Genomic DNA, 24,616 nt, shown 5'->3' with positions numbered 1-24,616 from the left:
AATCGCAATGTGTGAATCATATAAAGCATTTACAGAATAGTGTAACATAATTTATTCTTTGATCATGATCTTTATAGAACAATTATCAAGCTTAAAATAAACAGTGCACATTTTAAATGAAATCAAAATGGCTGAAAATCAAAATCAAAAGACTGTTAACATGACAAAGGACCTAGACATGTTAACAGGGATGTTTCAAGATCGAGATAGTACAGAAAATGCGTACAAGACATTACAAAAAAAGGGTTATAAAAAAGATCAAATTAATGTCGTGATGTTAGGTGAAACGCTCAAAAAACATTTCATAAGTGATATCAAACACACTAAATATGGAGCCTATACAACTGAAAATGCTATAGTTGATCCAACTATTGAAAACAATGAAAGTGTGATTTCAGAAGTAATAGGTGCAAATGGAAGAAGTGTTGTAGTTCGCGGACTCATAATCATTTTGGCAGGCCCCATTGCTTCAGGGATTTCTGGTTCAGGAGCAAGCGGAATTCCAGGCGGAATAATGGGGGCACTCGAAAACTTAGGGTTCTCTAAGGAAAGCGCCAATTTATATGAAGAAGGAATCAAAAAAGGCAAAATCGTAATTGGAGTTCAACTTTTAAATGAGGAGGATGACCAACAAATTGAAAATAGTCTAAATACTAAAAAAGAAGAAATTCACTATTAGAATTCCTCTTGTAAAACAAATGTAGAATGACCTTAAACGTCATTCTACTTTAAATATAAACTATCAATAAACCACCTAAATAAATGAAAATGAACCAATATATAAAAGGAGCAATGCTTCAATTAACTTTAATTTCCGCATTCTTGGTTTTTGTTTCTTGCGAAAATGAAGAAAATCAAAAGGGAAGTAAAGTGATTGCTGAAGAGCGAAATGACCGAAAATTTGATACAAGCGAAGAGAATCAAAAAAATGCGCAGTTCCTTGTAAACGCTGCTGAAATTAACTTAAAAGAAATTCAGTTAGGACAACTGGCACAGCAAAATGGGCAAACATTGCATGTGAAGGAACTAGGGAAAATGATGGAAGAGGCACACGCAAAATCTCAAAAAGATTTAATGGCGCTTGCAAAAAGTAAAACGATTACCATTCCCAGCACACCAACAGAAGATTCTAAGGAAACTTACCTTAAATTAAATGATAAATCAGGAAATGATTTTGACAAAGTTTACATCGATAAAATGGTAAGTTCTCATAAGGATGCAATTGATCTATTTGAAAAAAAATCCCAAGATATTAATGATAGTGAAATTAAGACTTGGGCAAAAGTTACTTTAAAAGAACTACGCAAACATCTTGACCAATCAATTGAATATCAAGAAAAATATAAAAACAATAATTAAAAATCAATTCACAATTTAACGAACCTTAAAAAACAAAAAGATGAAAAAAATCTTCTTATCAATCGCAATAATTATAATCACCTTTGGTGCTTATGCTCAATCTGAATCTGAATCCTCATTTAATAAAGAGAATAAATTAGATAATAAATATTACTCTGGTTCGGAAAATCGGAATCCTCCAGACGGCTATATGATTCAGAATGGAAAAATGGTAATGGTGAAAAATGGAGAAATCACTGCAGTAGAAACAAATACCATCCTTGATAATGGAACCGTCATCATGAGTGATGGGCATTATATGAAAAAGGATGAACCAAAAGTAATGCTCAAAGAAGGAGAACATATGGATATGTCAGGTAAGATAACTTCTATCAGTAGATCTGAATACACACATGGCTCAGATGATGAAAACTATCCTAACGGCTACATATTCATAAATGGAAAAGTAATGAAAGTGAAAAATGGAAATATGACACCTTTGGATGTTGATATAAAGCTAATAAATGGAACAGCTGTTATGAAAAATGGCTACTATATGAAAAATGGTGAACCCAAAAAGAAGTTTAAAGAAGGAGATCATATAGATATGTCAGGTGAGATAACACAACCTAATAAAGATAAAAATACTGAGGAGTATAATAAACAACAGAATAAAGAACACCCAATGCCTGACAGCACCAAAAACAACGATTACTAAATAAATCTTATCACCAAAAAAAGAACCAAAATGGAAAATAAAAAAGCAATTGACGCGCTAAACTCGCTGATTACTATCAACAATGATAGAATAGAAGGATATGAAAATGCATCAGAAGTAACTGAGGAAAAGGATTTAAAAACCTTGTTTGCAAAATTTATTGCAACTAGTCAAAAGTGTAAACAAGAATTAATCAGAGAAGTGGAAACAATGGGTGGCGAAATAGCCGATGGCACTAAGGTCACGGGGAAATTCTTTCGAGCATGGATGGATGTGAAAGCAGCAATTACCGGCAAGGACCGTAAAGCAATTCTCAACTCTTGTGACAATGGCGATGATAAAGCCATTGAAACTTATAATGATGTAATAGAGGATGAAACAGAACATTTAAACACAGAACAAAAAAACATGATCATTGCACATAAATCTTTAATAAAAAGCGATCAAGACCATGTAAAATCATTGCGTGATGCTTTGGTGGATGCTTAAATCAATCTTTAAATAGTTTATGGTTTATTTAAAGTAAAAAAGTCGGGGAAAATCTTTTAATAAGGCCTAGATTGGCGAAACAGGACTCAAACAAAATCTTTTTCGTCCATCTAATTTTTTGGCTTAGGAAAAGGAAAATTAGGCTATTCTTCCTTAACCGAGAATCGATTTTTCCTGACTTTTTATTTTAAACTGAAACACTAGTAGAAAACAATATGAACCTATAATTTAAAACTACTGCAACTGGAAAAAAAATAGATTTAAAATAATTAAGCTACTCAAGTGAACCAGATTCAACTCCAAAAATCTTTCCATTACTAAATCTTGATCAATGGATTTAAGTATATTTCTTTTAACAATTCTATCCGGATTTGTTGGAACACTTGCCATGACGCTAGCGATATATTTATATGCTAGCCTGACCAATAATAATACAAAAGTTGTGCACCTTTTAGGGTCGATGCTAACAGAGAAGATCTAGAATTTATCCTAGAAAGAAAAACTAAAACATTATTGACTGGTTCAATTGCTCATTTATCGGCCGGAGTATTATTTAGTTTTAGTTATTTTCTATTGTGGAACTGGGGTATATTTAATATTTCAATCACCCACTCCCTAATGGTTGGTGCAATAAGTGGCATCTAAGCAATTACTGTTTGGAAATCATATTTTGTGGTATTTCATAACCTTCCTGAAGTATCCTTAACCCATTATTTTACTGCCTTATTTATTGCACACATAGTTTTTGGGCTAGTTACTGTAAATGTTTTCAGGCTGATTACTGAAGATCCTCCATTTTGGTATCAGCTTCAAAATGATCTTTATGATCATTAGCTCCATGATTTCGCTGACAATTGGCTTACTTTATTTAAAAGGCTTATCCCTAATAAAAAGAAATAAACTCGAAAAAACTTAAACATTTTATAATAAAATAATTAGGTAATATTATTTTATTTTTATACTTTGAATTACAAAGTACTTTTATTTAAATATTAAGTGAATTCTAAAGACAAAAACAAATGCAACAAATCATAAAAAAGGAACTAAGCCAAACCCTAAAAACTCAAAGAATACTGTCCAGCACATTCTTACTAATTGGAGTTATATTATTAACATACATGATAAAGGTAGAGGGTGAACCCGGTGTCCTACCCCTATTACTAATTTTAGTTGGGACTGTCTGCTTAATAGTTAGTCAGATAAAAATCAAAAAACTCAACAATTAATTTTTACAATTATGGAAAACAAAAGATTATTCCTGATTCTGTTATCAGCAGTAATATTGCTGCTTATACCACTAATAGCCATGCAATTCACCAATGAAGTTGACTGGGATTTTACAGACTTCATGATTATGGGGATTCTATTATTTGGAACAGGCTTATGGTGTGAACTTGTCATGAGAGAAGTGAAGCCTATAAAAACAAGACTTATCATCTGTGGAGCGATTTTATTTGCTCTGTTTCTCATCTGGGCAGAACTTGCTGTTGGAATATTTGGATCACCATTTGCTGGATCTTAAGAACAAATAATAAATAACTCAATACCCAATCTCATACCCCACTGGTCCAGGTTATGCTTGGACCAAAATAGCCTTCAAAAAAATTTACTAATTTCCCCAATAAATATGTGTATAGAATTATAGAATAAATCCAGAACCAATGATTAATAAAGTAAAGAGGTTAATTAACAAGCATTCAACAGGGAGGCAAGTTCTATGGTTTTTTATCTTAAGCAACCTCATATATTTTTCGATGCTATTGATAACCATCCCAAAAACAATGCATTTTTCAAATGGGATGAATTTATTGGATATGATGCCTCTGGGTTATAATTCAGATTATATCAACTCACTTTTTGAGGCTTTAGGAAAAGAAGGGCAAGATGCTTATTTATATTACCAACTTCCACTTGATATGTTTTATCCGCTTTTCTATACTATCAGTTTTAGTTTATTAATTGCTTACTTTTTAAAAAAAATAAAGCAATTTAATTCAGCCTTTTTCTTTTTATGCCTGATACCCATTATTGCTGGAATAACTGATTATTTTGAGAATATTGGAATTATTACAATGCTGAGTACTTATCCCAATATGTCGGAAACTCTAATGGCTACCACCAATGTTTTTACAATTATAAAAAGTATGACTGTTTCAGTCACTTTTATAACAATGATTATCCTTTTTATAATTTTTGGAAAAAATATCCTAAACCAAAGGAAAACAATAGGCAAGTAAGCGTAAAATTAGTCAAACCGTTACAAATAATATTTTGGGATTCAATGAATCTACATATTGTTAATTTTTGATAGAATTATCTTGTATCTGTCTTTTTAGCTATAATAATCCACAGTACCATTGCACTCAAAATTGCTGCGAAAAAACACCATACTGAAACCACATATTGCGTAAAGAATATTTCAGTAAAAATATAGGCCAAAAGAATTGAACCACCTAGAATCCACATTTTTCTATTTGTAGAAATAAATGGAGGTATAGCTGTGGCAGCCAAGTACAAAGCTCCACCAATTATACCAAATTGCTGAAGATAAGCTTGATTATATGAAATATGATGTCCAAGGATTTCGGCTTCTATAGGATTTGTAAAAAGATAATAGGCCATTATAGAAGCCACAAGTGCTCCTATTCCAATTAATGTTTTACCTACAATATTTCTAATTCCCTCCTGTTTTTGAAATTTATAAATAGAAAAAGGTACCCAAATCGGCCAAAGCACTTGTGCAAAGAAAATAAATGCCTTTGCAGCTATACCATCCAAAAATGTAAAATCAGGGTTGGTAAGTGATAGCCAAACAAAGCCTTCTGCAACTTGCTGTAAGCCGAAAAAAAGTGGAATACTTGCAAAAGGGATCTCTGAAGTTTTTTTAGATTTTTTTAAAGATACAACCCCAGTAGCAGTCAATACTGCTCCGGCTGCAAAACTCGCACTAGCTGAAAAACACATACACTAAGGTCTAAATTACGAAAAAGAAATATCACTTTTACACTCATAAAATTTTCATTGAAAATTGACGCTTTTCAGAGTTTTAACAAGAAAATGAATTATTTAAAGATAGTAAAAAATTATCAAGATGTTAATCCTTCATCAAGATGATTGATATCGATCAATATTAATGAAATTTAAAGCCAATAGCTTTTGAATCTATTTTTACGTATATTAAGCTATCACCAGATTAATTAGGACAATTTTTTCATTAAGTGTCTTGAAATTTCAAAAAGCATTTAAGCTATTAAGCTTTTCACCCAACAATTTTTTAAACACATGCAACTCAATCCAATTCATATAGCTCTTCTATCTCCGATAGCCAAAGAAAAACTTTATATAAAATATATGGTTAGCCTTAGGTGCAAATTAATGGTTCAGGAAGAGCTCAAAAAATTAAATGTCAAACATTTAGTAGTTGAATTAGGCGCTGTTGAGCTTCTTCAGGATATTACTCAAGAGCAACGAGAAGCCCTAAAACATAACTTACTTAAATCAGGCCTGGAATTACTGGACAACAAAAAAAGCATTCTTGTTGAGAAAATAAAGAACTCTATTATAGAGATGATTCATTTCACGGATGATGAACCCAAGGCAAACTACTCTGAATACTTAAGTAAAAAACTTGAATATGATTATACATACCTCTCTAATCTTTTTTCTGAAGTAAAAGGAATCACCATACAGCAATTTATAATCATTCATAAAATAGAAAAAGCGAAAGAATTGATACTTTATGAAGAACTTAACACCTCAGAAATTGCCTATAGACTGCATTATAGTAGTGTTGCACACTTTTCAAATCAATTCAAGAAAATCACTGGCCTTACCCCTTCCTTCTACAGAAAGTTGAAACAAAAGAGATTAGGAAACCTCGAGGATGTTTAATCTTTTCTATCAATATCATCCTTAAGCTTTATACCTAAATTTCAAAAGAGTAAAGATTAATTTTCAACATAAATATCAGTGATTTATGTAAATCTCTTGGTTTATTATGTAATACTATCCGAAGATTAACCACCTAATTTTGTATCACCATAATAACAAGTGGTGACCTGACTAACGCAGGGATAAAAAGTTGGGGCGTTTCCGAAAAGCCATACGAGTAAGATAAAAGTAACAATACACTGATGAAAAAAATTGCCATTACGATTCTCATAACATTTTTAGCATTTGCATACGGCCATGCACAAGATTACAACACAGGTATAGGTCTTAGAGGCGGATTTGCGAATGGAATTACAATTAAGCACTTTGTTTCTGATAAAGCTGCTATTGAAGGAATCATTGCTAGTCGTTGGAGAGGAGTTGAACTTACAGGACTTTACGAAATCCACGGGAGAGCTTTTGATACTAACAGACTGAACTGGTACGCTGGTTTTGGTGCTCACATTGGATTTTGGGATGGAAATAATACAAGATGGGGTGAAGATAGATCTTATACTGTTGTTGGTTTAGATGGAATTTTAGGTATGGAATATAATTTTACTGAAATCCCTATAAACCTAAGTGTTGACTGGAAACCTTCATTTAATTTCTATGGCTACTCTGGCTTCTGGGGTGACGGTGGAGCACTTTCAATTCGTTATATTTTTTAATTCACTACGAATTCATAACGAATCATAAATATTGAATACACTTTTTAAATATAAAAACATGAAATTAATTAAAACAATGCCAATTTTAGCAATGATGTTTATCATGCTAATGGTAAGTTGCAAGGATAAAGACAATAATGATGATGACCCTACACCTACTGAAGATGTAGCTCCTACAGTATTATCAACTTTGCCTGAGAACAATGAAATGAATATTGCTCGTAACCACAATGTTGTGATTACATTTAGTGAAGAAATGGATCCGTCCACAATCAATAATTCAACATTTACGGTTGAGCAAGGTACTGCAGATATAAGCGGAGACGTTGAATATTCTGGTGTAGAAGCAACTTTCACTCCTACAGAAGCATTTGATGCCTCTACTGAATATACCGCAACAATTAGCACTGAAGCGAAAAGTCAAAAGGGAATGAACTTTGAAGAAAATTATGAGTGGAATTTCACAACGGGTGGATCTGAAGCCAGTATTGAAGGAATTGATCTTGGAGCTTCAGGAAATTACGTAATACTTGCAAAAACTGCTATTAATAACAGTGGCACATCAGCTTTAACCGGTGATTTAGCTCTTAGCCCTGCTGCAACATCTTACATAACAGGATTAGCATTAACTGATAATACAGGTTATGCAACTTCTGCACAGGTTACAGGACAGGTATTTGCCTCAGATATGGCTGACCCAACTCCAATGAATCTTACAACTGCAGTAGAGAATATGATGACTGCTTATAATAATGCTGCTGGGAGATCAGAAACTGATTTCTTAGAATTAGGAGCTGGTAATATTGGAGGAAAAACATTAACATCAGGTGTTTATAAATGGACTAATACGGTTACAATTCCTAATGATGTCACCATCTCTGGAAGTTCAACTGATGTTTGGATCTTTCAAATTGCTGAAGATCTTACGATGAGTTCTGCAACTAATATTATCTTAACAGGAGGAGCACAAGCGAAAAACATTTATTGGCAAGTTGCTGGTCATGCAACCTTAGGAACCACTTCCCATTTTGAAGGAATCATTCTATCAATGACTGGCATTACTTTTCAAACAGGTGCTTCAATTAACGGTCGTGCTTTAGCACAAACTGCTGTTGTACTTGATGGAAATGCGGTAACCCAACCAGCTGAATAAAAATCATAAATAATTAAAACCCTTAATAAAATAGAAGTTGTCTAAAACAACTTCTATTTTTTTTGATCATTCAAATTAAGTCTAAAATTAATTTCTTCCTTCATATAATAACAACTTAAACTTTAAGAAATTAAAATTTAAGTTAATCCTCATAATCATCCCATTCTTTTGAATTAGAATGAAATTGGTATCCACGGGCAAAAGCCTTTTCTTAATGATTATTTTATATAAATACAAATTAATATATTCATATTTATTACTTCTTAAAAACTAAAAGAAATACGAATCAATCCACCTATATCTTAAGCTATTTTAGTGAAGTTTATGTTGATATATTCAATCATCATCCCGTATTATTGTTTTAAAATTACCTATTAAGCTTTATTTAAAGATATTTTTTCACCCCCAAAACCGCTTCAAGTATTTCAAATAAGCATTTTCTCTACCCCACGACTCTTCCATTTAAAAATAAATCAAATAAAGTCATTTTTTCATAAAAATCTTACGTATACAAACACGAACCTATAATAGGCTAAAGTTTAAAACTAAATTAAACATTAGTGTCATGAAAAAACTACATATCAAATACATGGTCAGCTTGCGATGCAAAATGATGGTGAAAGAAGAATTGAAAAAACTAGGATTACATTGTATAAATTTAAACTTAGGTATGGTAAAAATTCGAGAAGATATTACGGAAATTCAAAGAGAACAATTAAGAGAAAATTTATCGAAATCTGGCTTAGAATTAATGGATGATAAAAAAAGCATTCTGGTTGAAAAAATCAAGAGTGTTATTATTGAAATGATTCATTATACAGAAGAAATGCCAAAAGAAAACTACTCCTGTTACATTAGTGAAAAATTAGGTTATGACTATACCTATCTGGCTAATGTATTTTCAGAAGTAAAAGGAACAACTATTCAACAATATATAATAGACAACAAGATTGAAAAAGTAAAAGAGCTTTTGCTGTATGATGAACTTAGTCTTTCAGAAATTTCTTTTCAAATGCATTATAGCAGCGTGGCACATCTTTCTAACCAATTCAAGAAAAACACTGGACTCTGCCCTTCTTTCTATAAAAATTTGAGACAAAAGAGAAGTGTAACACTTGAAAAACTATGATTTATATACCATTTACATTTAATTATGTAACAGCTTACATCATAAGAGTCTTGATCTTTGTAAGGTAATAACTCAGTTACGAATTAAATTGTAAAGCTTATGAACACAAATGAAAGTAAATCAAAGGATAATTTTCAAATTAGTGGGGATTGGGATGCTCAGTCACAACAATTAAAATCAGAGTATCCACAATTAACTGATTCAGATTTGAAATATGAAAAAGGTAAAGAAAATGAAATAATAGATAGAATGGAGAACAGATTGAACAAAGATCGTAATACTGTTTTGGGTATTATTAATGATAATCAAAAAGAGGATCAAAAAAGAAATCAAAAAAGCTACCAGAATGAAAATCATCAGGATGAAACCAGCCAAGAGCGGAAATAGTGACTCATAACATTGAATCACTTGGGACAGGAATTCAAAAGCTTGTCCCTTTTTTTTGGTTATATACTACATAGGCAGGATATCAATGTGCGAATCATGTAATTATCCTCTGTAAATATGTAACAAATTTTCGAACTGCGGTCCGCATCTTTACATAAACAAAATCTTAAAACCGCAAAAACATGAAAAACCTTAAAATTTTAGCCACAGCAGTTGTGATGACTATTTCCAGTCTTGCAACGGCACAAAATGAAAATCTTGATGATCAAGACAACTTAAAACTTGGAATAAAAGCTGGACTAAATTTTTCAAATGTTTATGATGAAAATGAAAATTCATTTGCTGCAGACGGGAAATTTGGTTTTGTTGGTGGTTTGCTATTACATGTTCCAATCAGTGAATATCTAGGCTTTCAACCAGAGGTCTTATATTCTCAAAAAGGATTTAAGGGGAATGGAACACTGTTTGGAAGCAATTATAGTTTTACAAGAACCACTTCATACATTGAATTTCCACTCCAACTTGCCATTAGGCCAACAGAATATCTTACTATTCTAGCAGGTCCTCAATATTCTTTTCTCATCAATCAAAAGGATGAATTCAATAGCAATTTTGGAACAGCAACGCAAGAAGAAGAAATTAAAAACGATAATATCAGAAAAAACATCCTTGGTTTCACTACCGGACTTGACGTTAATTTAGATGATGTCATTATAGGATTAAGAATGGGCTGGGATTTTCAAAATAATAATGGGAATGGAACTTCCGATACACCCAGGTATAAAAACGTTTGGGTTCAAACAACAATAGGATACACTTTATTTAACTAAATAACTTATGAATAATATTCTTTACATTGTCGCAGTAGTTCTAATTATTTTATGGTTAATAGGATACCTAGGATTCAATGCAGGCGGGTTAATTCACGTTCTCATTGTCATTGCGGTTATCGCAGTGCTGTTGAGAGTAATTGGTGGAGGTAGACTTTTTAAATAAATAGCCTCAACTATTTCGCGAGTATGACCTGAGCTACGCATAAAAGCTTTAATAGGGTAGTAATATACTATAGCACTGAGAAAATTCTTAGTGCTATTTTTATTATAATAAGCTTTAGTAAGGATTTTTGATTACTAATGAATTCACTGAAAAATTCATTCTATCTTCCAGAGCTCACCTACTCAATTCTTCTATCTCTAGCCTACTTTCCTCACCTATAAATGAATAAAAATGGGGAATCAGATTAACATTCATTATTATTAAATGTGATTATGAATGAAAACACTTAATATCCAGCCCTATTCTATTCCAGCAAATAAATTTTCAATATTGTAATGATAGGTTATTTACATTTTATAATTTTCCGTAACTTTTTAGTGGCCAGGTTTATGCATTAAATCTTACGCCACAATCACAAAATAATAGTTAGAAGATGAAAATAGCTTTTTTGATTATCGTTATTATACATGGGCTTTTACATCTTCTTGGATTTATAAAAGGCATAGGATTTAAGGAAATAAAGGAATTAACAATGCCCATATCCAAACCAGTGGGTTTATTGTGGCTGCTCACAGCAATAGTGTTTCTAGCTTATGGCGTTTTATTTACCCTTAATAATAAGTATGCATGGCTTCTGGGGTTTATTGCTGTTTTAATCTCCCAAATCCTTATTATTCTATTTTGGAAAGATGCGAAATTTGGAACGCTACCCAATATTGTAGTTTTGATCGTCTCTATGATATTTTATGGTCATTTTAACTTTCAGGAAATGGTAGCTCAGGAAACTACCAATCTTATAAGCCAAAGTAAAACCTCAAAAACACAGCTAGTATCAGAAAGCGACCTCAATGATTTACCCAAACCAGTAAAAATGTGGTTGAAAAATTCGGGTGTAATCGGAAAACCTTTCATCACTAAAGGAAAAGTTATTCAGGAAGCAAAATTAAAAATGAAGCCAGAACAAGAAGATTGGCTTGATGCCAAGGCAATTCAATACACAACTATTGATATACCAGCCTTTCTTTGGCAAGTAGATGTTAAAATGAATAGCATAGTGAATTTCCAGGGTAGAGATAAATTCATCGATGGTAAAGGAGAAATGTTAATCAAGTTAAATTCTTTAATTAATATAGTAGATGAAAAAGGAGAAAAGCTGAACGAAGGAACTATGCAGCGGTATTTAGGAGAAATGGTTTGGTTTCCCTCCTTAGCGCTAAGGAACTACATTAGTTGGAAACAAACCAATGATAGTACTGCAACAGCAACTATGGAATATCAAGGAACTAAGGCTACTGGAACTTTCTTTTTTAATTCCGATGGAGATTTTATTAAGTTTTCTGCTGACCGATTTAAGGGAAATGAAAAAAATTCGAAACGTTATAAGTGGATCTTAACAGTAGAGGAGTACAATTCTTTTGAAGGTATAAAAGTACCTTCTATAATGAAAGCAACTTGGAAACTAGAAAATAAAGATTGGACTTGGCTGAAATTGGAAATCAAGGATATAAATTACAATGAAAATGCTGTTTTCTAATTAGGCTTTTACCTAACAGATTAAAAAAAATGATATTATAAATACAGAGAAATAACCGAAATTTTAATTTGAGTAAACTTTAATAAAAAAGAAAAGCCGGATCGCTAAACCCGGCTTTCTTAACCTAAACCAAAACTACTCACTATGAAAAAAACTAAACTTTATCAACCACCAATTTATAATTAGGATCTTCTATTACATTAACATCAATTATTTTATCCGCATTTTGAAGCAGCTTTCTACAATCAGGACTTAAATGCTTCAAATGCACTTTTTTCCCAACCTTCATATATCTTTCAGTGATTTTATTTAAGGCTTCTATTGCTGACATATCCACCACCCTACTTTCCTGAAAATCAATAATAATCTCCTCCGGATCATTCATAATATCGAATTTATCATTGAACGCAGCAACTGATCCGAAAAACAAAGGACCATATATTTCATAATGTTTTACTCCTTCAGCATCTATACTTTTTCTTGCACGAATTCTCTTGGCATTATCCCACGCAAATACTAATGCTGCAATAATCACTCCTACTATTACTGCTAAAGCTAAGTTGTGAAGAATGATAGTCACTAAAGTCACCAATACCATTACTAAAATATCTGACTTTGGCATTTTATTAAGGGTCTTTAAACTTGCCCATTCAAATGTTCCGATAGCGACCATAATCATCAAACCTGTTAATGCTGCCATTGGAACCAATTCAATTAATGAAGATCCAAACATGATAAAAACCAACAGCATCACCGCTGCTACTATACCAGACAATCTAGCTCTGGCACCGTTAGAAATGTTAATCAAACTCTGACCTAACATGGCACAACCGCCCATACCGGAAAATAAACCTGAAAGTATATTTGCCGTTCCTTGCGCTACTGCCTCTTTATTTCCTCTACCTCTAGTTTCAGTGATTTCATCAATAATATTAAGCGTTAAAAGGCTTTCTATTAAGCCAACAGCAGCCATAATAGCTGAATATGGTAAGATTATCATCAGCGTTTCCCACTTTAAAGGAATGTTAGGTATATGAAATGGTGGAAATCCGCCTTTAATGGAAGCCACATCTCCAACAGTTCTGGTATCAATACCGAAATAGACGACTATCCCAAATATTACCAAAATAGCTACTAATGATGAAGGAACAGCCTTAGTTATCTTGGGTAAGCCCCAAACAATAATCATAGTACCTAAAACTAAAGCCAAAAGTATATAAAGTGGCTCTCCTGTTAACCAATTTCCAGCATCGTCTTGAAATTGTTTGAATTGCGAACTGAAGATTATGAATGCTAAGCCATTTACAAAACCAAAAATTACGGGGTGGGGTACCAAACGCATGAATTTTCCTAATTTCAAAAATCCAGCTAACACTTGAATCAAACCAGATAAAATAACAGCTGCAAGCACATATTCAATACCAAATTTTTGTGATAAAGCAACAATCACCACGGCAATAGCACCTGTTGCACCCGATATCATACCAGGACGACCACCAAAAATCGCGGTCACTAACCCCATAACAAAAGCAGCATAAAGACCTGTTAAAGGAGATAACCCAGCCATAAAAGCAAAAGCAACAGCTTCAGGAATTAAAGCCAAGGCAACAGTGACTCCGGAAAGTACTTCTGTTTTGTAATCTACCTTTTGTGTAAGGTCAAATAATTTAAAATATTGCTTCATGCGCCCAATTTGGATTTTTCTTATAAATTTGAGTGGCCGTCTCCCAAATGAGCGCGCAAAGGTAGGGGTTTATTTTTAAAAATAAACCTTAATTAGAAAAACTTTTAATTTTGGTGTCGGAGCTAGCAATCTTAATGAACAATTAAAAAAGCGATTAGCACTTTTAGCCGGTCTGACTATCGTCTGACCTATCCGTATCAGATAAGTTAGACGATAGTCAGATCGATTTAAATCTAGAATCTAGATTCTAGAGTCTTTAAGATTTCTAGCTTATATACTCTTGAAATCTCAAATCAAACTTTTTCTAAAGCCTGCTCAATATCCCAAATTAAATCTTTGGCATCCTCTACTCCTACAGATATTCTTACCAACTTAGAAGTGATGTTTATTTTATTTCTTAGTTCCTCATCCACATCGGAGTGAGTCATGGTGGCTGGGTGTTCCGCTAATGATTCTGTACTCCCTAAACTAACCGCTAGTTTTATCAACTTAGTGCTATTTAAGAATTTGAAGGCTTCTTTTTCACCTCCTCTGATGTCAAATGCCAACATAGCGCCATTAGAACTACACTGTTTTTTGAAGATTTCGTATTGACAACCATCTTCTGGCTTTAAATTCCCTAAATAATAAACTTTCTCTACTTTAGGGTGCGTATTCAAGAAATTAGCAACCTCCTCAGCGTTTGCAGCTTGTTTTTCCATTCGGATTTTCAAAGTTTCCAAACTTCTCATCAACAACCAACCAGTGTGAGGTCCGGCCATATTTCCCATGAAAGTTCTAAAGCCTTTTACTCTTTTTATCAAATCTGCTGCACCTAAGCATGCACCAGCAACTAAATCGCTATGCCCACCTATGTATTTGGTAGCAGAATAGATAACTAAATCAGCTCCTAATTGCAATGGATGTTGCCAAACCGGCCCCATATAGGTGTTATCTACTCCTATGTAAATAGGCTCTTCTTCAGTTCGTAATTCGTTAGCGATTTCTCTAAACATCCCGATATCTACCAAGGCATTGGTTGGGTTAGCAGGAGTTTCCAGGTATATAAAACGAACTTTATCTTTCAATCCACTGGCATCTAGTTCTTGTATCACTTCCGCTTTATCCTGATAAGGGTTTACTCCTACAGATTGAATTCCCCATTTTGGTAAAACATGATTAATAAAATGATCTGTTCCTCCATAAACTGGCACAGAATGTAATAACACATCTCCAGGATTCAGGAATTCCATCAACATACTGCTAATGGCGCCCATCCCGCTTTCGAAAATAGCGGCATCCCCAGCCTTATCCCAAAGGCATAATCTATCCTCAGTGATTTGCAAATTAGGATTATTTAAACGGCTATATATCAAACCTAATTCCTCCTCATCTGACTTTTCTCGCTTACCGTAAGCAACTTCGAAAAATGCTTTACCATCTTCTGCCTTTTTAAAAGCGAAGGTTGAAGTCTGAAAAATAGGACATTTAATAGCTCCTTCTGATAATTCTGGCTTGTAGCCAAAAGACATCATTAAACTCTCAGGTGAAAAAGAATGCTCGCTCATAATTTCTTTTATTTTTTATAAATTTAGAAAATAATTCTTGAAATGCATATATTTAAGAAAATAAAACTAAAATTAGAGATTTTAAAGAAATTAAATCTTTTATTCGCCTATTAAAAGTATTGAAATGGAAAATAATTCTACTATACGTCTGGATACAACCGATATTCAAATTATTAAGCTCTTACAAAAGAATGCACGCATAACCAATAAAGAGTTAGCTGCACAGCTTGATTTGACCATAACACCTGTTTATGAAAGAGTAAAAAGGTTGGAAAAAACGGGGGTAATCGGGCAATATGTAGCTTTGATTGATGCAGATAAAACAGGTAAAGGACTTATGGCACTTTGCATGTTGAGGTTAGAAAAACACACTAAAGATAAACTGGCTCAGTTTGAAGCGCATGTTGCAAAAATCCCTGAGGTTACGGAATGTTACCACTTAGCTGGACAATATGATTATCATCTAAAGATTTTGGTGAAAGATATGAATGCTTTTCAGGATTTTATAGTCAACAAACTCTCTACAAATGAAAACTTGGCCAATATCCAAAGCTCCTTTGTGATGAAGAAAATTACGGACACTACTGCTGTGCCTTTGGGGTGATAATCACAGATATATTAATAAGGTCACTCCTACGGAGCTAAGGTTTTTTACTTTTCCTTTTAAGCTACTAAATGATCACACCTAAGGTGTTTTTACATTGCAGAAATAGTATTTATAAATGGAATGTAAATGAGCTGGTGCGAGCTTCCCAGCTCGTCCCTCGTATCAATATCTTAAATAGTGCTAGTGCTACAACTTGAGCACGAGCTAAGAAGCTCGCGCTAGCTTTCCAGTTTATAAATACCAAAATAAGAGGGTCAAGAAGCATAGATTTTTACCACTAACTCCACACCTAAAAGTCCCAGAGGGACGAACTTATGGTAACTATACAATAAACTGACAACAAAAGCTCCGTAGGAGCGACCTTATCTTTAGACTCAGACTATTCAAACACCCTCCGCATCAACCAGTTACTAACACCATGAGATACCTTTTACTTTTCACCTACCTGATTTTCACTATGAGTTCCACTCAAGCCCAAATTACAAGTTTAGATGATTTCCGATGGAAAAACAGACTTTTGATCATTTACTCTGCTAATCAGAAATCTTCTCTATTAGAAGAGCAGCTAGCTAAAATCAGCTATAAAAAAGAGGGTTATTTGGATAGAGACTTGAAAGTTATCATACTGAAAAACCAAAAGGTTGAAATCTGGAATTCAACTAAAAATCACAACCTCCAATTCAATAAAATCATAAAAGAGTTGAATATTGATGAAAATAAAACTTATCAAAACTTATTAATCGGAAAAGATGGTGGTGTCAAATTGAGGAGCAACTCTCCTATCTCCAATGAAAAATTATTTAAGACTATAGATGCTATGCCGATGAGACAAAGAGAAATGAAGGATGGGAACTGACATTTTTAAAAATACCGGTCAGACGCGGCATGCGTCAGACCGGGGTAAATTCTAATATTTATTTCAATCTTTCTTTAATATCTAATTTATGTTTTCTTGCCGTATCAGTAGCGATATCATAGCCAGCATCAGCATGACGAATTACGCCCATTCCAGGGTCATTGCGCAGTACTCTTTTTAGTCTCTTCTCAGCATCATCTGTACCATCTGCCACTATCACCATACCTGCATGAATGGAATAACCCATACCAACTCCACCACCATGATGAAGAGAAACCCAGCTCGCACCTCCTGCGGTGTTCACTAAAGCGTTTAATAACGGCCAGTCTGCCACTGCATCAGAACCATCTAACATGGCTTCCGTCTCTCTATTTGGCGAGGCTACAGAACCGGTATCCAAATGATCTCTACCAATCACTATTGGAGCTTTTACTTTTCCTTCTTTCACTAATTTATTGAAGGCCAATCCAGCCTTTTCTCTTTCACCCTGTCCTAACCAGCAAATTCTTGAAGGCAAGCCTTGAAAAGCAATTCTTTCCTGTGCCATATCCATCCAGCGCATTAAAGATTCATTTTCTGGAAATAATTCTTTTATCACTCTATCCGTTTCGGCTATATCAGCAGGATCACCTGAAAGTGCTGCCCAACGGAAAGGCCCTTTTCCTTCGCAGAAAAGCGGACGAATATATGCCGGTACAAAGCCTGGGAAATCAAAAGCATTTTTTAAGCCTTTTTCCTGAGCTCTGGCTCTTAAGTTATTTCCATAATCAAAAGTGACAGCTCCTGATTTTTGCAGTTCCAGCATCAATTCTACGTGTCGGTACATCGATTCATAAGAAAGCTCCTCATATTTATCTGGGTCCTGCTCTCTTAACACATTTGATTCTTCTAAACTGATTTGATGGGGCACATACCCAATCAAAGGATCATGAGCAGAAGTTTGATCGGTTAAAACATCAGGAATAACATTTCTTTCTTTTAATCTTTCCAATAAATGAACTGCATTGCAAGGCACACCAATAGAAACTCTTTCCTGATTCTTTTTAGCTTCCAAAGCCCTGTCGATGGCAGCATCCATATCTTCTATAGATTCATCCAAATATTTGGTCTTGATTCTCTTATCAATTCTCCATTGTTCTACTTCTGCTACCAAACAAACTCCATCGTTCATGGTCACAGCCAAAGGTTGAGCTCCTCCCATTCCGCCTAATCCAGCGGTAACAGTTAAAGTACCTTTCAAACTTCCATCGAAATCTTTATTGGCTATAGCTGAAAAAGTTTCATAAGTTCCTTGAACAATTCCTTGAGAACCAATGTAAATCCAACTCCCGGCCGTCATTTGACCATACATCATCAAACCTTTTTTCTCTAACTCATCAAAATGTTTCCAATTTGCCCAGTTAGGTACTAATTGAGAATTAGATATCAGTACTTTAGGTGCATCCTTATGAGTTTGCAAAATTCCAACGGGTTTACCAGATTGCACAATTAAAGTTTCGTCCTCTTCTAAATCTTTCAGGGCTTTAATGATTAAATCAAGAGATTCGAAATTTCTGGCAGCTTTACCTCTTCCACCGTACACAATTAACTCTTCTGGTCTTTCAGCCACTTCCGGATCCAAATTATTCAACAACATACGCAATGCAGCTTCCTGCACCCAGCCTTTACAATTGAGTTGAGTTCCTGTTGGCGTTTTATAAGTTTCGGGATTATATTTCTTTGTCGTTTCCATAGCTAATTTTCTGTTCAATCTTTCCGAATGTGAAATAGCAGTAAATTCAACAAAAAGGCAAATTTCATTTTAAATAAGAACAGAATACAGCTACATAACTAACTACTTTTTGGTTTTATGGTGTTTTTTATTTCTTTTGGTATAAAAATTGTTTTAACCTATTTAGAACCAAAAGAAGCATTATGTTATTAAAAAAAACATCAATCCCACTTCTCCTCTTTATAATTATTTGCTCATGCAACAGCAAAAAGAAATATTACAATAATTTTCTTGAACAGTTAGCAGGGAATTATGAAATAGCCGAGCTCAATTACATTTCAAGTCAAGGGGCTGATTCAACTATTTATGATGCTGGTACCTTTTACTTTGATAATTGCGGATATCATAAAACCACCTCTGAGTCCATTTGCGGTGGTTCTATTTATATACAACCGCTCGATACAGAAGGAAGTTTGGAATACCATGTTTTTGACGAAAGAACAATGTACATTTCAGTAGACTGGTTATCAGACAATGAAAAAAACCCGTTAATATACGCTAATTGTGAAGTCTTTTTCGATGGAAAAAAAACTATATTAGAATTCAAAGATAAAGAATCAGCGCAGGAAAGCAATTTCAATTTTTATCCGTATTCCATAGTACTGTCAAAATATTGAAAGTCAGCCAAATCAAAGTAAACATAAATTAGATTAATCAAATGCGCCTCATATTTATTCTTTTCTTTCTAATCTTTAGTTTTAAAGCTTACAGCCAAATTCAACCGGAAAATGAAATCTATATAAAATCAGGATTAAGTATAGGTAATTATGTGAGTGAGGGATTGTACGGCATGTTTATAGGAGAAAAATATGGTTTTCATGGAGGTTTTGGTAGGAAATTCCTCTCTTACAAATCTTTCAGTATAAATGGAGAAATTTTATTTAATCAAAAGGGTTGGAAATTTGAAAACATCCCTATTCCTCAATATGGTAATGTGGATTTTATTTTCACATTAAATTATCTCGATTTAGCTCTGTTTTTAGACTATAAGTTAATTAACAAACTATATATCGAAAGTGGTGGTCAACTAAGTTATATGTTGAATTATGATATTAATGACAACAACCAGTTGATTACCTATTCCAACCCAAATGAGTTAGAGTTTTCTCCTATCATTGGGCTAAGGTTTGAATGGAATAAATATTTCAGTAATTATTTTCGATTCACTTATGGCACCTGGTCTCAACAGGGTCTATTTGTAGATAAAAATATGGTGATAATGGTAGGTGCTTATGTTTCACTTAATGAATTGGTAACAAAATTAAGGGATTAAATTCGGTCAGTTTGTTTCTTTCGGTTATATAATGTTTTTCCTACTCTATCGATATGCTGAATTAATTCTTGAGATGTGATTTGATGATAAATGGACAAATCTAAAGTGTAAGGAGAATTCAATTCATCTATCTCCCAGAATATTTGATTTCTAATTGCTTCAGTTAGTTGCTCACCCTTTAACACCATATCAATATCAGAGCCTTCTCTGTAGTTTCCTTTAGCTCTTGAGCCATAGATGAGAGCTTCCTCCACTTCTGAATGATTTTGGAGGATACTGGTAATTTTCTCTGTTAAGCTATCGGGCAAACCAAAACTCATAACAGTGATTTCATTTTTGTTTATAAGTCGATTTAGTTAAAATAAGTTCTGATGAGATACCATCTACTGAGGTTCATCCGTGCGTCATTCCTTTGAAGAAAGGAATCTATTAATTTTAACCTAAGGTTAAAATATGAACAACTTTTTTGCAGATGGCTAATATATCTAAAATCATAAAAATAGATTAGACTATGGTTCTGAAAATTAGTGAAACAAAGTTTCAATAAGACAAGATACCTGCCCCCGCAGGTATGACGTTCTAATCTAACATTGTAGAATTATGAAAGCAAAGTGTAGCTCTCTTAAAAAATATCTTCCCTATCCACCTCTAATTCCACATAAGCCTTCTCACACAAAGCCCCAATAGGAGGCTGCATTTTATTCACACGAACCAATACTTTTAAAGCAGATTTATTTTCGGTCAGGATCTTCTTTCCAATATGAAAGGCCAGGGTTTCTAATAATTTAAGGGGCTTTTTCATTACCTCATCGGTAGTTTTGTACAAGTTCTCATAATTTAACGTGCTTTCCAGATTATCATCCATACGTTCAAATTCGGTTTCCACCACTAAATCAACTGTATAATGATTTCCTAGTTTATTTTCCTCCACATAATAACCGTGATAGCCATAAAATGCCATTCCGGACAATGCTACTTTTCCCTTCATAAAATGCTTATTGAAAATTTTTAATCCGCAGTTATCTCATCAAAGAAAGATGTGTCTTCTCCCCCATCCTCTTTTTTATTCTTTTTTTCTTTAGCTGGCTCTTCCTGCTTAGGAGTGCTTTCTGCTTTAGGTGGTTTTGCAGCCTCATGCTCTATGGGCTTAGATTTAAGCTCCTCCAATTCATAGCCATCTGCATTCTGGATTTTCTTAACTGCTTTTCTAGCTCTTTTTAGGTGAGTTTCAATGTCCACATGCTGCATGCGATCTTCAATCTTCTTCACTTTATCATTTAAGCCGGTACTTAAATTTTTAAGCTCCTCCGCTACATTATCACGATGATTTTCCAATTGTTTGAATCCATCCGCTACTTCTTTCAACTCATCTTCCATTTCTTCTAAAATGGTTTGAGCTTTATGATTGGCATCTTCCACTATGTCTTTAGCTCTTTGTTGTGCATCAGACAATAATTTATCTGCTTTCATTTGAGTTTCCTTTAAATGTAATTCAGCAGTTCTATTGGCTTGCGTAATTACATTGGCACCGGTATCTTCTGCAGTTTTTAAGGTTTTATAAAGCGAACTTTCTACCTGACGAAGCTTATCAACTTCCTTTTCAGCTGCTTCCAGTTTCAATTTTATCTCCTTTTGCATATCCATTTCCCGCTCCCACTCTTGTGAAAGGGAAGCCAGAAAAGCCTTGACATCATCCTTATCGTAGCCCCTAAAGCCTTTTTCAAATTCTTTTTGTCGTATTTCTAAAGGAGTAATTTTCATTTTATCGTAAATTGTTTAATTATATAACGCATCTGACCGGGAATTGTCTTAATGCTAAGAAAAGTATTTCACTTTTTCAAGATATAAATATACAGCCTTATTTTTTATTATGCATTTGAATGTCCCAAATTGATAAAGTATGGTCATCACTTGCGCTCACCAATCTATCCTCATAATCCGTCCAGAGTAATTTATTGACGGAAGTTGCATGACCTGCATGCCGAGCTTTATCAATTACTTTCAATAATCTAAAAGATTGTGCATCCCATATCTTTATACTTTTATCCATACTACAAGTGGCAAAATACTTCCCATCCGGCCTAAAACTGATATTATTAATGGCATACATATGCGCTACTATGGTTTCCAATAGAAGATAATCACTTTTTACATCCCATATTTTTAAATGTGCATCCCTGCCTGAGCTCAACAAAACTTTTCCATCAAATGAATATTGCAGTGTGAAAACTGAATTATCATGCGCCTTGATCTCTTTTCTTAAACGCCAGTCGGAGGTAGAAAGTATTTTAATTGTATTATCACTAAAACCTATAGCAACTTCTTTTCCATCTGGGTGAACCGCAATAGTCCGAGCACTTTTATCGCTTAATTGCAATTTGGCTATAGTGCTTAAATCCTTTAAATCAGATAAAATCAATTGCCCATCTGCGCAGGCGGTTAAAATAATATTCTCGACTACCTTTATATCAAAAATAGCACTATCCGTAATTTTAGCGGATTTTAGTTCTTGCTTTTCAGCTACATCTACCAGATGGATGCCCTCATAATTATGCCCTACAATCAATTGGTTATTTTCCTTTAAATAGTGCAGTGCATAAACAGAATTCTGTACTTTAGCCACCATAGTTCCCAATTCAGGATCTTTCAAATCCCAGAGTGCAACAATTCCATCCCCACCAGCTGAAAAAAAGAGGTGACTTTCGCTTGCAGGTTCCACTACATATAAGCAATCTTTGTGTCCGGTTAGGCTTTGAATTTTTTCTATATTAATTTTAGGCATATTGTAAAGTTAAGCGATGGCATTAGAATACATAAATCAAATCAACGAGAATATTCATTTGGCTGTTTGGAAAATTGAAGAGGATTTGGAATTCTACCTCAAAAATGTCCAATTAAGCCTAATTGATGAAAAAATTCTATTGGAAACGACTCATCCTGAAAAGAAATTGGAATTTATGGCGGGCAGAATGCTTTGCAAAACAGTTTTACATGAGCTAAAAATATCTGACCAACCCATTTTCAGAAATGAATATGGAAAACCACAAATCCCTGATTCAGAATATGACATCTCGCTATCTCATACTGAGAATTATATTGCCTTGACCACCGGATATAAATTAGATGTGGGCATTGACATTGAAAAGCCAAATGCTAAAATGGCAAAGGTTGCTCCTAGGCTTTATACCGAAGAAGAAATGGCCTATTGCCAAGATAATCTTGTTTATTTTTCTAAAGTTTGGTCTGCCAAGGAAGTTTTGTATAAGCTTTATATGAAGAGAGAACTGGATTTTAGGCAACATCTGAGTGTTAAACCAGCAAATAAAGAGTGGACGTTAATGACGGGTGAAATTCAAAAAGAAAATTTCAAACAAAGCTATCAACTGGCTTTTTATGTGCTAGAAGAGTATTTTATTTGTTTGAATTTGACTTGATGAAATTATTTCGCTAAGACGCTAAGTTTTTACATTGAAAATTTATGCTTTTCCTTTCCGCTAACCTCCTGCTAGCGGAAATTACTACTGCCTCTGGCAGACTTTAGCTATGAAATACTACATATTAATCCTAACGTAGGCTAGTAGTTATCTTGTGCCAGCACAAAGAAGCCATCACTAGCCACAGGCAAGCGTTAGAATAGCTAATTCAATTAAATTATGAGTGGAAATTTAAAGCCCTAAAGCATCAAAATCAATTCCGCCAGAGACTTCGATTAATAGTTCTTTAACTTCCTCTGATTTGTGGTGCTCGCCTAATTTCTCGAAAGCCATTATTAAATTCCTCAATACTCTTTTGATGATATCTTCATTAGAGCATGGTTCATAATAAATTGGCTTGGGAGTTAAATTTAAGTTAGCCAAGTAGTTGTCAATATCTTTTTTAGAGAATATTAATCCACGGTTGAAAGCATTGACATAAAATTGTACTTCTTCGCTTTTATAAGTGATAATAAATAGATTAGGTAAATTAACTCCATAAATCGGTAAGCCAAGTTTTTCTGCAACCAGCATATAGACCACGGAAAGAGAAATAGGATTTCCCTTTTTGCTTTCCAATACAGATTTTAAAAATGAATTATTAGGAGAATGAAAATTCTTAGTATTCGCTCTGAATTTTAATTTAGTAAAGAGTGCACCATTAATAATTTTGATTTTATCATAAGGATGCAAATCTTCTTGTAATTCCACCCATATATCATAATAGACCTGTTCTATTTCTTTATTTAAATCATTTAGTTCAATATCTGGATATTGATAAAGGGAAATAAGCCACATACCTTCCAAAAGGCTTTCTCCTCCTTTTTCTTTCCATGCCCTAAATCTCTCCTTCAATTGAGAAAACTGAAGTGTATGGATCATATCCTCTATCTTCCGTTGAATATTTGGATCAAAGCTATTTTCCCATTGCTCTTCCAAAAACGGAATAATATCACTGCCCAAAGACATTATTTTCCCCTCCACATGACGATTTACTTCCTCATCTTCATCCTCCAAAAGGGAAACTAATGCTTTAAATTCGTTTTTATCCAATTCCAAT

General features: G+C 33.8%; 28 protein-coding genes. 19 read left to right on the top strand and 9 right to left on the bottom strand.

Features of this window, described 5'->3' with window-relative positions; genetic code table 11:
- The first annotated feature begins 127 nt into the window (after positions 1 to 127).
- The 6 genes from QYS49_RS11090 to QYS49_RS11065 all read left to right on the top strand — a co-directional run bounded on the left by QYS49_RS11090 (position 128) and on the right by QYS49_RS11065 (position 4,782).
- Positions 128 to 679 carry a hypothetical protein gene (locus QYS49_RS11090; protein WP_308347301.1) on the top strand — a complete coding sequence of 184 codons (552 nt, stop codon included), beginning with the start codon at positions 128 to 130 and terminating at the stop codon, positions 677 to 679.
- An 89-nt stretch (positions 680 to 768) separates the two neighbouring features.
- Positions 769 to 1,359 (top strand): DUF4142 domain-containing protein, encoded by a 591-nt coding sequence (locus tag QYS49_RS11085; protein ID WP_308347300.1) that lies wholly within the window; start codon positions 769 to 771, stop codon positions 1,357 to 1,359.
- Between the two features lie 40 nt (positions 1,360 to 1,399).
- Positions 1,400 to 2,056 carry a DUF6799 domain-containing protein gene (locus tag QYS49_RS11080; RefSeq protein ID WP_308347299.1) on the top strand — a complete coding sequence of 219 codons (657 nt, stop codon included), beginning with the start codon at positions 1,400 to 1,402 and terminating at the stop codon, positions 2,054 to 2,056.
- A gap of 30 nt (positions 2,057 to 2,086) precedes the next feature.
- Positions 2,087 to 2,545, top strand: coding sequence for a ferritin-like domain-containing protein (locus QYS49_RS11075; protein WP_308347298.1), 459 nt, complete (start codon positions 2,087 to 2,089; stop codon positions 2,543 to 2,545).
- 1,237 nt (positions 2,546 to 3,782) lie between these two features.
- Positions 3,783 to 4,067: a hypothetical protein gene (locus tag QYS49_RS11070; protein WP_308347297.1), complete on the top strand. Its 285-nt coding sequence runs from the start codon at positions 3,783 to 3,785 to the stop codon at positions 4,065 to 4,067.
- 259 nt (positions 4,068 to 4,326) lie between these two features.
- Entirely contained in the window at positions 4,327 to 4,782 is a 456-nt protein-coding gene (locus QYS49_RS11065) for a hypothetical protein (RefSeq protein WP_308347296.1), read from the top strand.
- Between the two features lie 76 nt (positions 4,783 to 4,858).
- Here the strand turns inward: QYS49_RS11065 and QYS49_RS11060 are convergent, their stop codons facing one another.
- Positions 4,859 to 5,509, bottom strand: a complete 651-nt coding sequence (locus QYS49_RS11060; RefSeq protein ID WP_308347295.1) for a DUF6629 family protein — start codon at positions 5,507 to 5,509, stop codon at positions 4,859 to 4,861.
- A 318-nt stretch (positions 5,510 to 5,827) separates the two neighbouring features.
- Here QYS49_RS11060 and QYS49_RS11055 point away from each other — a divergent pair, with 318 nt between their 5' ends.
- The 8 genes from QYS49_RS11055 (at position 5,828) to QYS49_RS11020 (ending at position 12,345) form a co-directional block, all read left to right on the top strand.
- Positions 5,828 to 6,436: a helix-turn-helix domain-containing protein gene (locus QYS49_RS11055; RefSeq protein ID WP_308347294.1), complete on the top strand. Its 609-nt coding sequence runs from the start codon at positions 5,828 to 5,830 to the stop codon at positions 6,434 to 6,436.
- Between the two features lie 242 nt (positions 6,437 to 6,678).
- The gene (locus QYS49_RS11050; protein ID WP_308347293.1) at positions 6,679 to 7,146 is read left to right on the top strand and encodes a hypothetical protein; all 468 of its coding nucleotides are present in this window, start codon (positions 6,679 to 6,681) and stop codon (positions 7,144 to 7,146) included.
- A 58-nt stretch (positions 7,147 to 7,204) separates the two neighbouring features.
- A complete protein-coding gene (locus QYS49_RS11045) occupies positions 7,205 to 8,299 on the top strand; it encodes an ice-binding family protein (RefSeq protein ID WP_308347292.1) in 1,095 nt (364 codons plus the stop codon).
- 565 nt (positions 8,300 to 8,864) lie between these two features.
- A complete protein-coding gene (locus QYS49_RS11040; protein ID WP_308347291.1) occupies positions 8,865 to 9,428 on the top strand; it encodes a helix-turn-helix domain-containing protein in 564 nt (187 codons plus the stop codon).
- Between the two features lie 99 nt (positions 9,429 to 9,527).
- Complete coding sequence (locus QYS49_RS11035) at positions 9,528 to 9,815, top strand: hypothetical protein (RefSeq protein WP_308347290.1); 288 nt, start codon at positions 9,528 to 9,530, stop codon at positions 9,813 to 9,815.
- Positions 9,816 to 9,997: 182 nt separating this feature from the next.
- Complete coding sequence (locus QYS49_RS11030) at positions 9,998 to 10,645, top strand: porin family protein (protein WP_308347289.1); 648 nt, start codon at positions 9,998 to 10,000, stop codon at positions 10,643 to 10,645.
- 7 nt (positions 10,646 to 10,652) lie between these two features.
- Entirely contained in the window at positions 10,653 to 10,811 is a 159-nt protein-coding gene (locus tag QYS49_RS11025; RefSeq protein ID WP_308347288.1) for a lmo0937 family membrane protein, read from the top strand.
- Positions 10,812 to 11,244: 433 nt separating this feature from the next.
- Complete coding sequence (locus QYS49_RS11020) at positions 11,245 to 12,345, top strand: DUF6544 family protein (protein ID WP_308347287.1); 1,101 nt, start codon at positions 11,245 to 11,247, stop codon at positions 12,343 to 12,345.
- Between the two features lie 154 nt (positions 12,346 to 12,499).
- On the opposite strand, the gene QYS49_RS11015 is transcribed toward QYS49_RS11020, so the two are convergent.
- Both QYS49_RS11015 and QYS49_RS11010 read right to left on the bottom strand, forming a co-directional pair.
- The gene (locus tag QYS49_RS11015) at positions 12,500 to 14,029 is read right to left on the bottom strand and encodes a SulP family inorganic anion transporter (RefSeq protein ID WP_308347286.1); all 1,530 of its coding nucleotides are present in this window, start codon (positions 14,027 to 14,029) and stop codon (positions 12,500 to 12,502) included.
- A 293-nt stretch (positions 14,030 to 14,322) separates the two neighbouring features.
- Positions 14,323 to 15,576, bottom strand: coding sequence for a cystathionine gamma-synthase family protein (locus tag QYS49_RS11010; protein ID WP_308347285.1), 1,254 nt, complete (start codon positions 15,574 to 15,576; stop codon positions 14,323 to 14,325).
- A 124-nt stretch (positions 15,577 to 15,700) separates the two neighbouring features.
- Here QYS49_RS11010 and QYS49_RS11005 point away from each other — a divergent pair, with 124 nt between their 5' ends.
- A complete protein-coding gene (locus tag QYS49_RS11005; RefSeq protein ID WP_308347284.1) occupies positions 15,701 to 16,180 on the top strand; it encodes an Lrp/AsnC family transcriptional regulator in 480 nt (159 codons plus the stop codon).
- 421 nt (positions 16,181 to 16,601) lie between these two features.
- Positions 16,602 to 17,039: a DUF4174 domain-containing protein gene (locus QYS49_RS11000; RefSeq protein ID WP_308347283.1), complete on the top strand. Its 438-nt coding sequence runs from the start codon at positions 16,602 to 16,604 to the stop codon at positions 17,037 to 17,039.
- Positions 17,040 to 17,097: 58 nt separating this feature from the next.
- Here QYS49_RS11000 and hutU read toward each other — a convergent pair whose 3' ends face one another.
- A complete protein-coding gene (hutU, locus tag QYS49_RS10995) occupies positions 17,098 to 18,771 on the bottom strand; it encodes a urocanate hydratase (RefSeq protein ID WP_308347282.1) in 1,674 nt (557 codons plus the stop codon).
- 182 nt (positions 18,772 to 18,953) lie between these two features.
- Between hutU and QYS49_RS10990 the strand changes: the two genes are divergently transcribed.
- Positions 18,954 to 19,427: a hypothetical protein gene (locus QYS49_RS10990; RefSeq protein ID WP_308347281.1), complete on the top strand. Its 474-nt coding sequence runs from the start codon at positions 18,954 to 18,956 to the stop codon at positions 19,425 to 19,427.
- Between the two features lie 41 nt (positions 19,428 to 19,468).
- Positions 19,469 to 20,083 (top strand): outer membrane beta-barrel protein, encoded by a 615-nt coding sequence (locus tag QYS49_RS10985; RefSeq protein ID WP_308347280.1) that lies wholly within the window; start codon positions 19,469 to 19,471, stop codon positions 20,081 to 20,083.
- Here QYS49_RS10985 and QYS49_RS10980 read toward each other — a convergent pair.
- The 4 genes from QYS49_RS10980 to QYS49_RS10965 all read right to left on the bottom strand — a co-directional run bounded on the left by QYS49_RS10980 (position 20,080) and on the right by QYS49_RS10965 (position 22,865).
- Positions 20,080 to 20,403 (bottom strand): nucleotidyltransferase domain-containing protein, encoded by a 324-nt coding sequence (locus QYS49_RS10980; RefSeq protein ID WP_308347279.1) that lies wholly within the window; start codon positions 20,401 to 20,403, stop codon positions 20,080 to 20,082. The two genes, QYS49_RS10985 and QYS49_RS10980, sit on opposite strands and share 4 nt — an antisense overlap.
- A gap of 302 nt (positions 20,404 to 20,705) precedes the next feature.
- Positions 20,706 to 21,071, bottom strand: a complete 366-nt coding sequence (gene folB / locus QYS49_RS10975; RefSeq protein ID WP_308347278.1) for a dihydroneopterin aldolase — start codon at positions 21,069 to 21,071, stop codon at positions 20,706 to 20,708.
- A gap of 20 nt (positions 21,072 to 21,091) precedes the next feature.
- Positions 21,092 to 21,844, bottom strand: coding sequence for a DivIVA domain-containing protein (locus QYS49_RS10970; protein ID WP_308347277.1), 753 nt, complete (start codon positions 21,842 to 21,844; stop codon positions 21,092 to 21,094).
- A 97-nt stretch (positions 21,845 to 21,941) separates the two neighbouring features.
- Positions 21,942 to 22,865, bottom strand: coding sequence for a WD40 repeat domain-containing protein (locus QYS49_RS10965; protein WP_308347276.1), 924 nt, complete (start codon positions 22,863 to 22,865; stop codon positions 21,942 to 21,944).
- A 16-nt stretch (positions 22,866 to 22,881) separates the two neighbouring features.
- Here QYS49_RS10965 and QYS49_RS10960 point away from each other — a divergent pair, with 16 nt between their 5' ends.
- A complete protein-coding gene (locus QYS49_RS10960) occupies positions 22,882 to 23,517 on the top strand; it encodes a 4'-phosphopantetheinyl transferase family protein (protein ID WP_308347275.1) in 636 nt (211 codons plus the stop codon).
- Positions 23,518 to 23,748: 231 nt separating this feature from the next.
- Here the strand turns inward: QYS49_RS10960 and QYS49_RS10955 are convergent, their stop codons facing one another.
- A complete protein-coding gene (locus QYS49_RS10955) occupies positions 23,749 to 24,615 on the bottom strand; it encodes a transglutaminase-like domain-containing protein (RefSeq protein WP_372587664.1) in 867 nt (288 codons plus the stop codon).
- Position 24,616: the final 1 nt, after the last annotated feature.

The organism is Marivirga salinae (genome assembly GCF_030503855.1).
In the GTDB taxonomy this organism is placed as follows: domain Bacteria; phylum Bacteroidota; class Bacteroidia; order Cytophagales; family Cyclobacteriaceae; genus Marivirga; species Marivirga salinarum.
This window is presented reverse-complemented; position numbering and strand designations above follow the sequence as displayed.

What these genes read in the sequence shown, in the direction of transcription:
- QYS49_RS11045 (WP_308347292.1), top strand. Translation starts at nt 7,205, where the DNA reads ATGAAATTAATTAAAACAATGCCAATTTTAGCAATGATGTTTATCATG.
- hutU (WP_308347282.1), bottom strand. Translation starts at nt 18,771, where the DNA reads ATGGAAACGACAAAGAAATATAATCCCGAAACTTATAAAACGCCAACA.
- folB (WP_308347278.1), bottom strand. Translation starts at nt 21,071, where the DNA reads ATGAAGGGAAAAGTAGCATTGTCCGGAATGGCATTTTATGGCTATCAC.
- QYS49_RS11075 (WP_308347298.1), top strand. Translation starts at nt 2,087, where the DNA reads ATGGAAAATAAAAAAGCAATTGACGCGCTAAACTCGCTGATTACTATC.
- QYS49_RS11090 (WP_308347301.1), top strand. Translation starts at nt 128, where the DNA reads ATGGCTGAAAATCAAAATCAAAAGACTGTTAACATGACAAAGGACCTA.
- QYS49_RS11000 (WP_308347283.1), top strand. Translation starts at nt 16,602, where the DNA reads ATGAGATACCTTTTACTTTTCACCTACCTGATTTTCACTATGAGTTCC.
- QYS49_RS11080 (WP_308347299.1), top strand. Translation starts at nt 1,400, where the DNA reads ATGAAAAAAATCTTCTTATCAATCGCAATAATTATAATCACCTTTGGT.
- QYS49_RS11020 (WP_308347287.1), top strand. Translation starts at nt 11,245, where the DNA reads ATGAAAATAGCTTTTTTGATTATCGTTATTATACATGGGCTTTTACAT.
- QYS49_RS11010 (WP_308347285.1), bottom strand. Translation starts at nt 15,576, where the DNA reads ATGAGCGAGCATTCTTTTTCACCTGAGAGTTTAATGATGTCTTTTGGC.
- QYS49_RS11060 (WP_308347295.1), bottom strand. Translation starts at nt 5,509, where the DNA reads ATGTGTTTTTCAGCTAGTGCGAGTTTTGCAGCCGGAGCAGTATTGACT.
- QYS49_RS11085 (WP_308347300.1), top strand. Translation starts at nt 769, where the DNA reads ATGAACCAATATATAAAAGGAGCAATGCTTCAATTAACTTTAATTTCC.
- QYS49_RS11065 (WP_308347296.1), top strand. Translation starts at nt 4,327, where the DNA reads ATGCATTTTTCAAATGGGATGAATTTATTGGATATGATGCCTCTGGGT.
- QYS49_RS11030 (WP_308347289.1), top strand. Translation starts at nt 9,998, where the DNA reads ATGAAAAACCTTAAAATTTTAGCCACAGCAGTTGTGATGACTATTTCC.
- QYS49_RS10980 (WP_308347279.1), bottom strand. Translation starts at nt 20,403, where the DNA reads ATGAGTTTTGGTTTGCCCGATAGCTTAACAGAGAAAATTACCAGTATC.
- QYS49_RS11025 (WP_308347288.1), top strand. Translation starts at nt 10,653, where the DNA reads ATGAATAATATTCTTTACATTGTCGCAGTAGTTCTAATTATTTTATGG.
- QYS49_RS11035 (WP_308347290.1), top strand. Translation starts at nt 9,528, where the DNA reads ATGAACACAAATGAAAGTAAATCAAAGGATAATTTTCAAATTAGTGGG.
- QYS49_RS11070 (WP_308347297.1), top strand. Translation starts at nt 3,783, where the DNA reads ATGGAAAACAAAAGATTATTCCTGATTCTGTTATCAGCAGTAATATTG.
- QYS49_RS10965 (WP_308347276.1), bottom strand. Translation starts at nt 22,865, where the DNA reads ATGCCTAAAATTAATATAGAAAAAATTCAAAGCCTAACCGGACACAAA.
- QYS49_RS11005 (WP_308347284.1), top strand. Translation starts at nt 15,701, where the DNA reads ATGGAAAATAATTCTACTATACGTCTGGATACAACCGATATTCAAATT.
- QYS49_RS11050 (WP_308347293.1), top strand. Translation starts at nt 6,679, where the DNA reads ATGAAAAAAATTGCCATTACGATTCTCATAACATTTTTAGCATTTGCA.
- QYS49_RS10970 (WP_308347277.1), bottom strand. Translation starts at nt 21,844, where the DNA reads ATGAAAATTACTCCTTTAGAAATACGACAAAAAGAATTTGAAAAAGGC.
- QYS49_RS10985 (WP_308347280.1), top strand. Translation starts at nt 19,469, where the DNA reads ATGCGCCTCATATTTATTCTTTTCTTTCTAATCTTTAGTTTTAAAGCT.
- QYS49_RS11015 (WP_308347286.1), bottom strand. Translation starts at nt 14,029, where the DNA reads ATGAAGCAATATTTTAAATTATTTGACCTTACACAAAAGGTAGATTAC.
- QYS49_RS10960 (WP_308347275.1), top strand. Translation starts at nt 22,882, where the DNA reads ATGGCATTAGAATACATAAATCAAATCAACGAGAATATTCATTTGGCT.
- QYS49_RS11040 (WP_308347291.1), top strand. Translation starts at nt 8,865, where the DNA reads ATGAAAAAACTACATATCAAATACATGGTCAGCTTGCGATGCAAAATG.
- QYS49_RS11055 (WP_308347294.1), top strand. Translation starts at nt 5,828, where the DNA reads ATGCAACTCAATCCAATTCATATAGCTCTTCTATCTCCGATAGCCAAA.
- QYS49_RS10990 (WP_308347281.1), top strand. Translation starts at nt 18,954, where the DNA reads ATGTTATTAAAAAAAACATCAATCCCACTTCTCCTCTTTATAATTATT.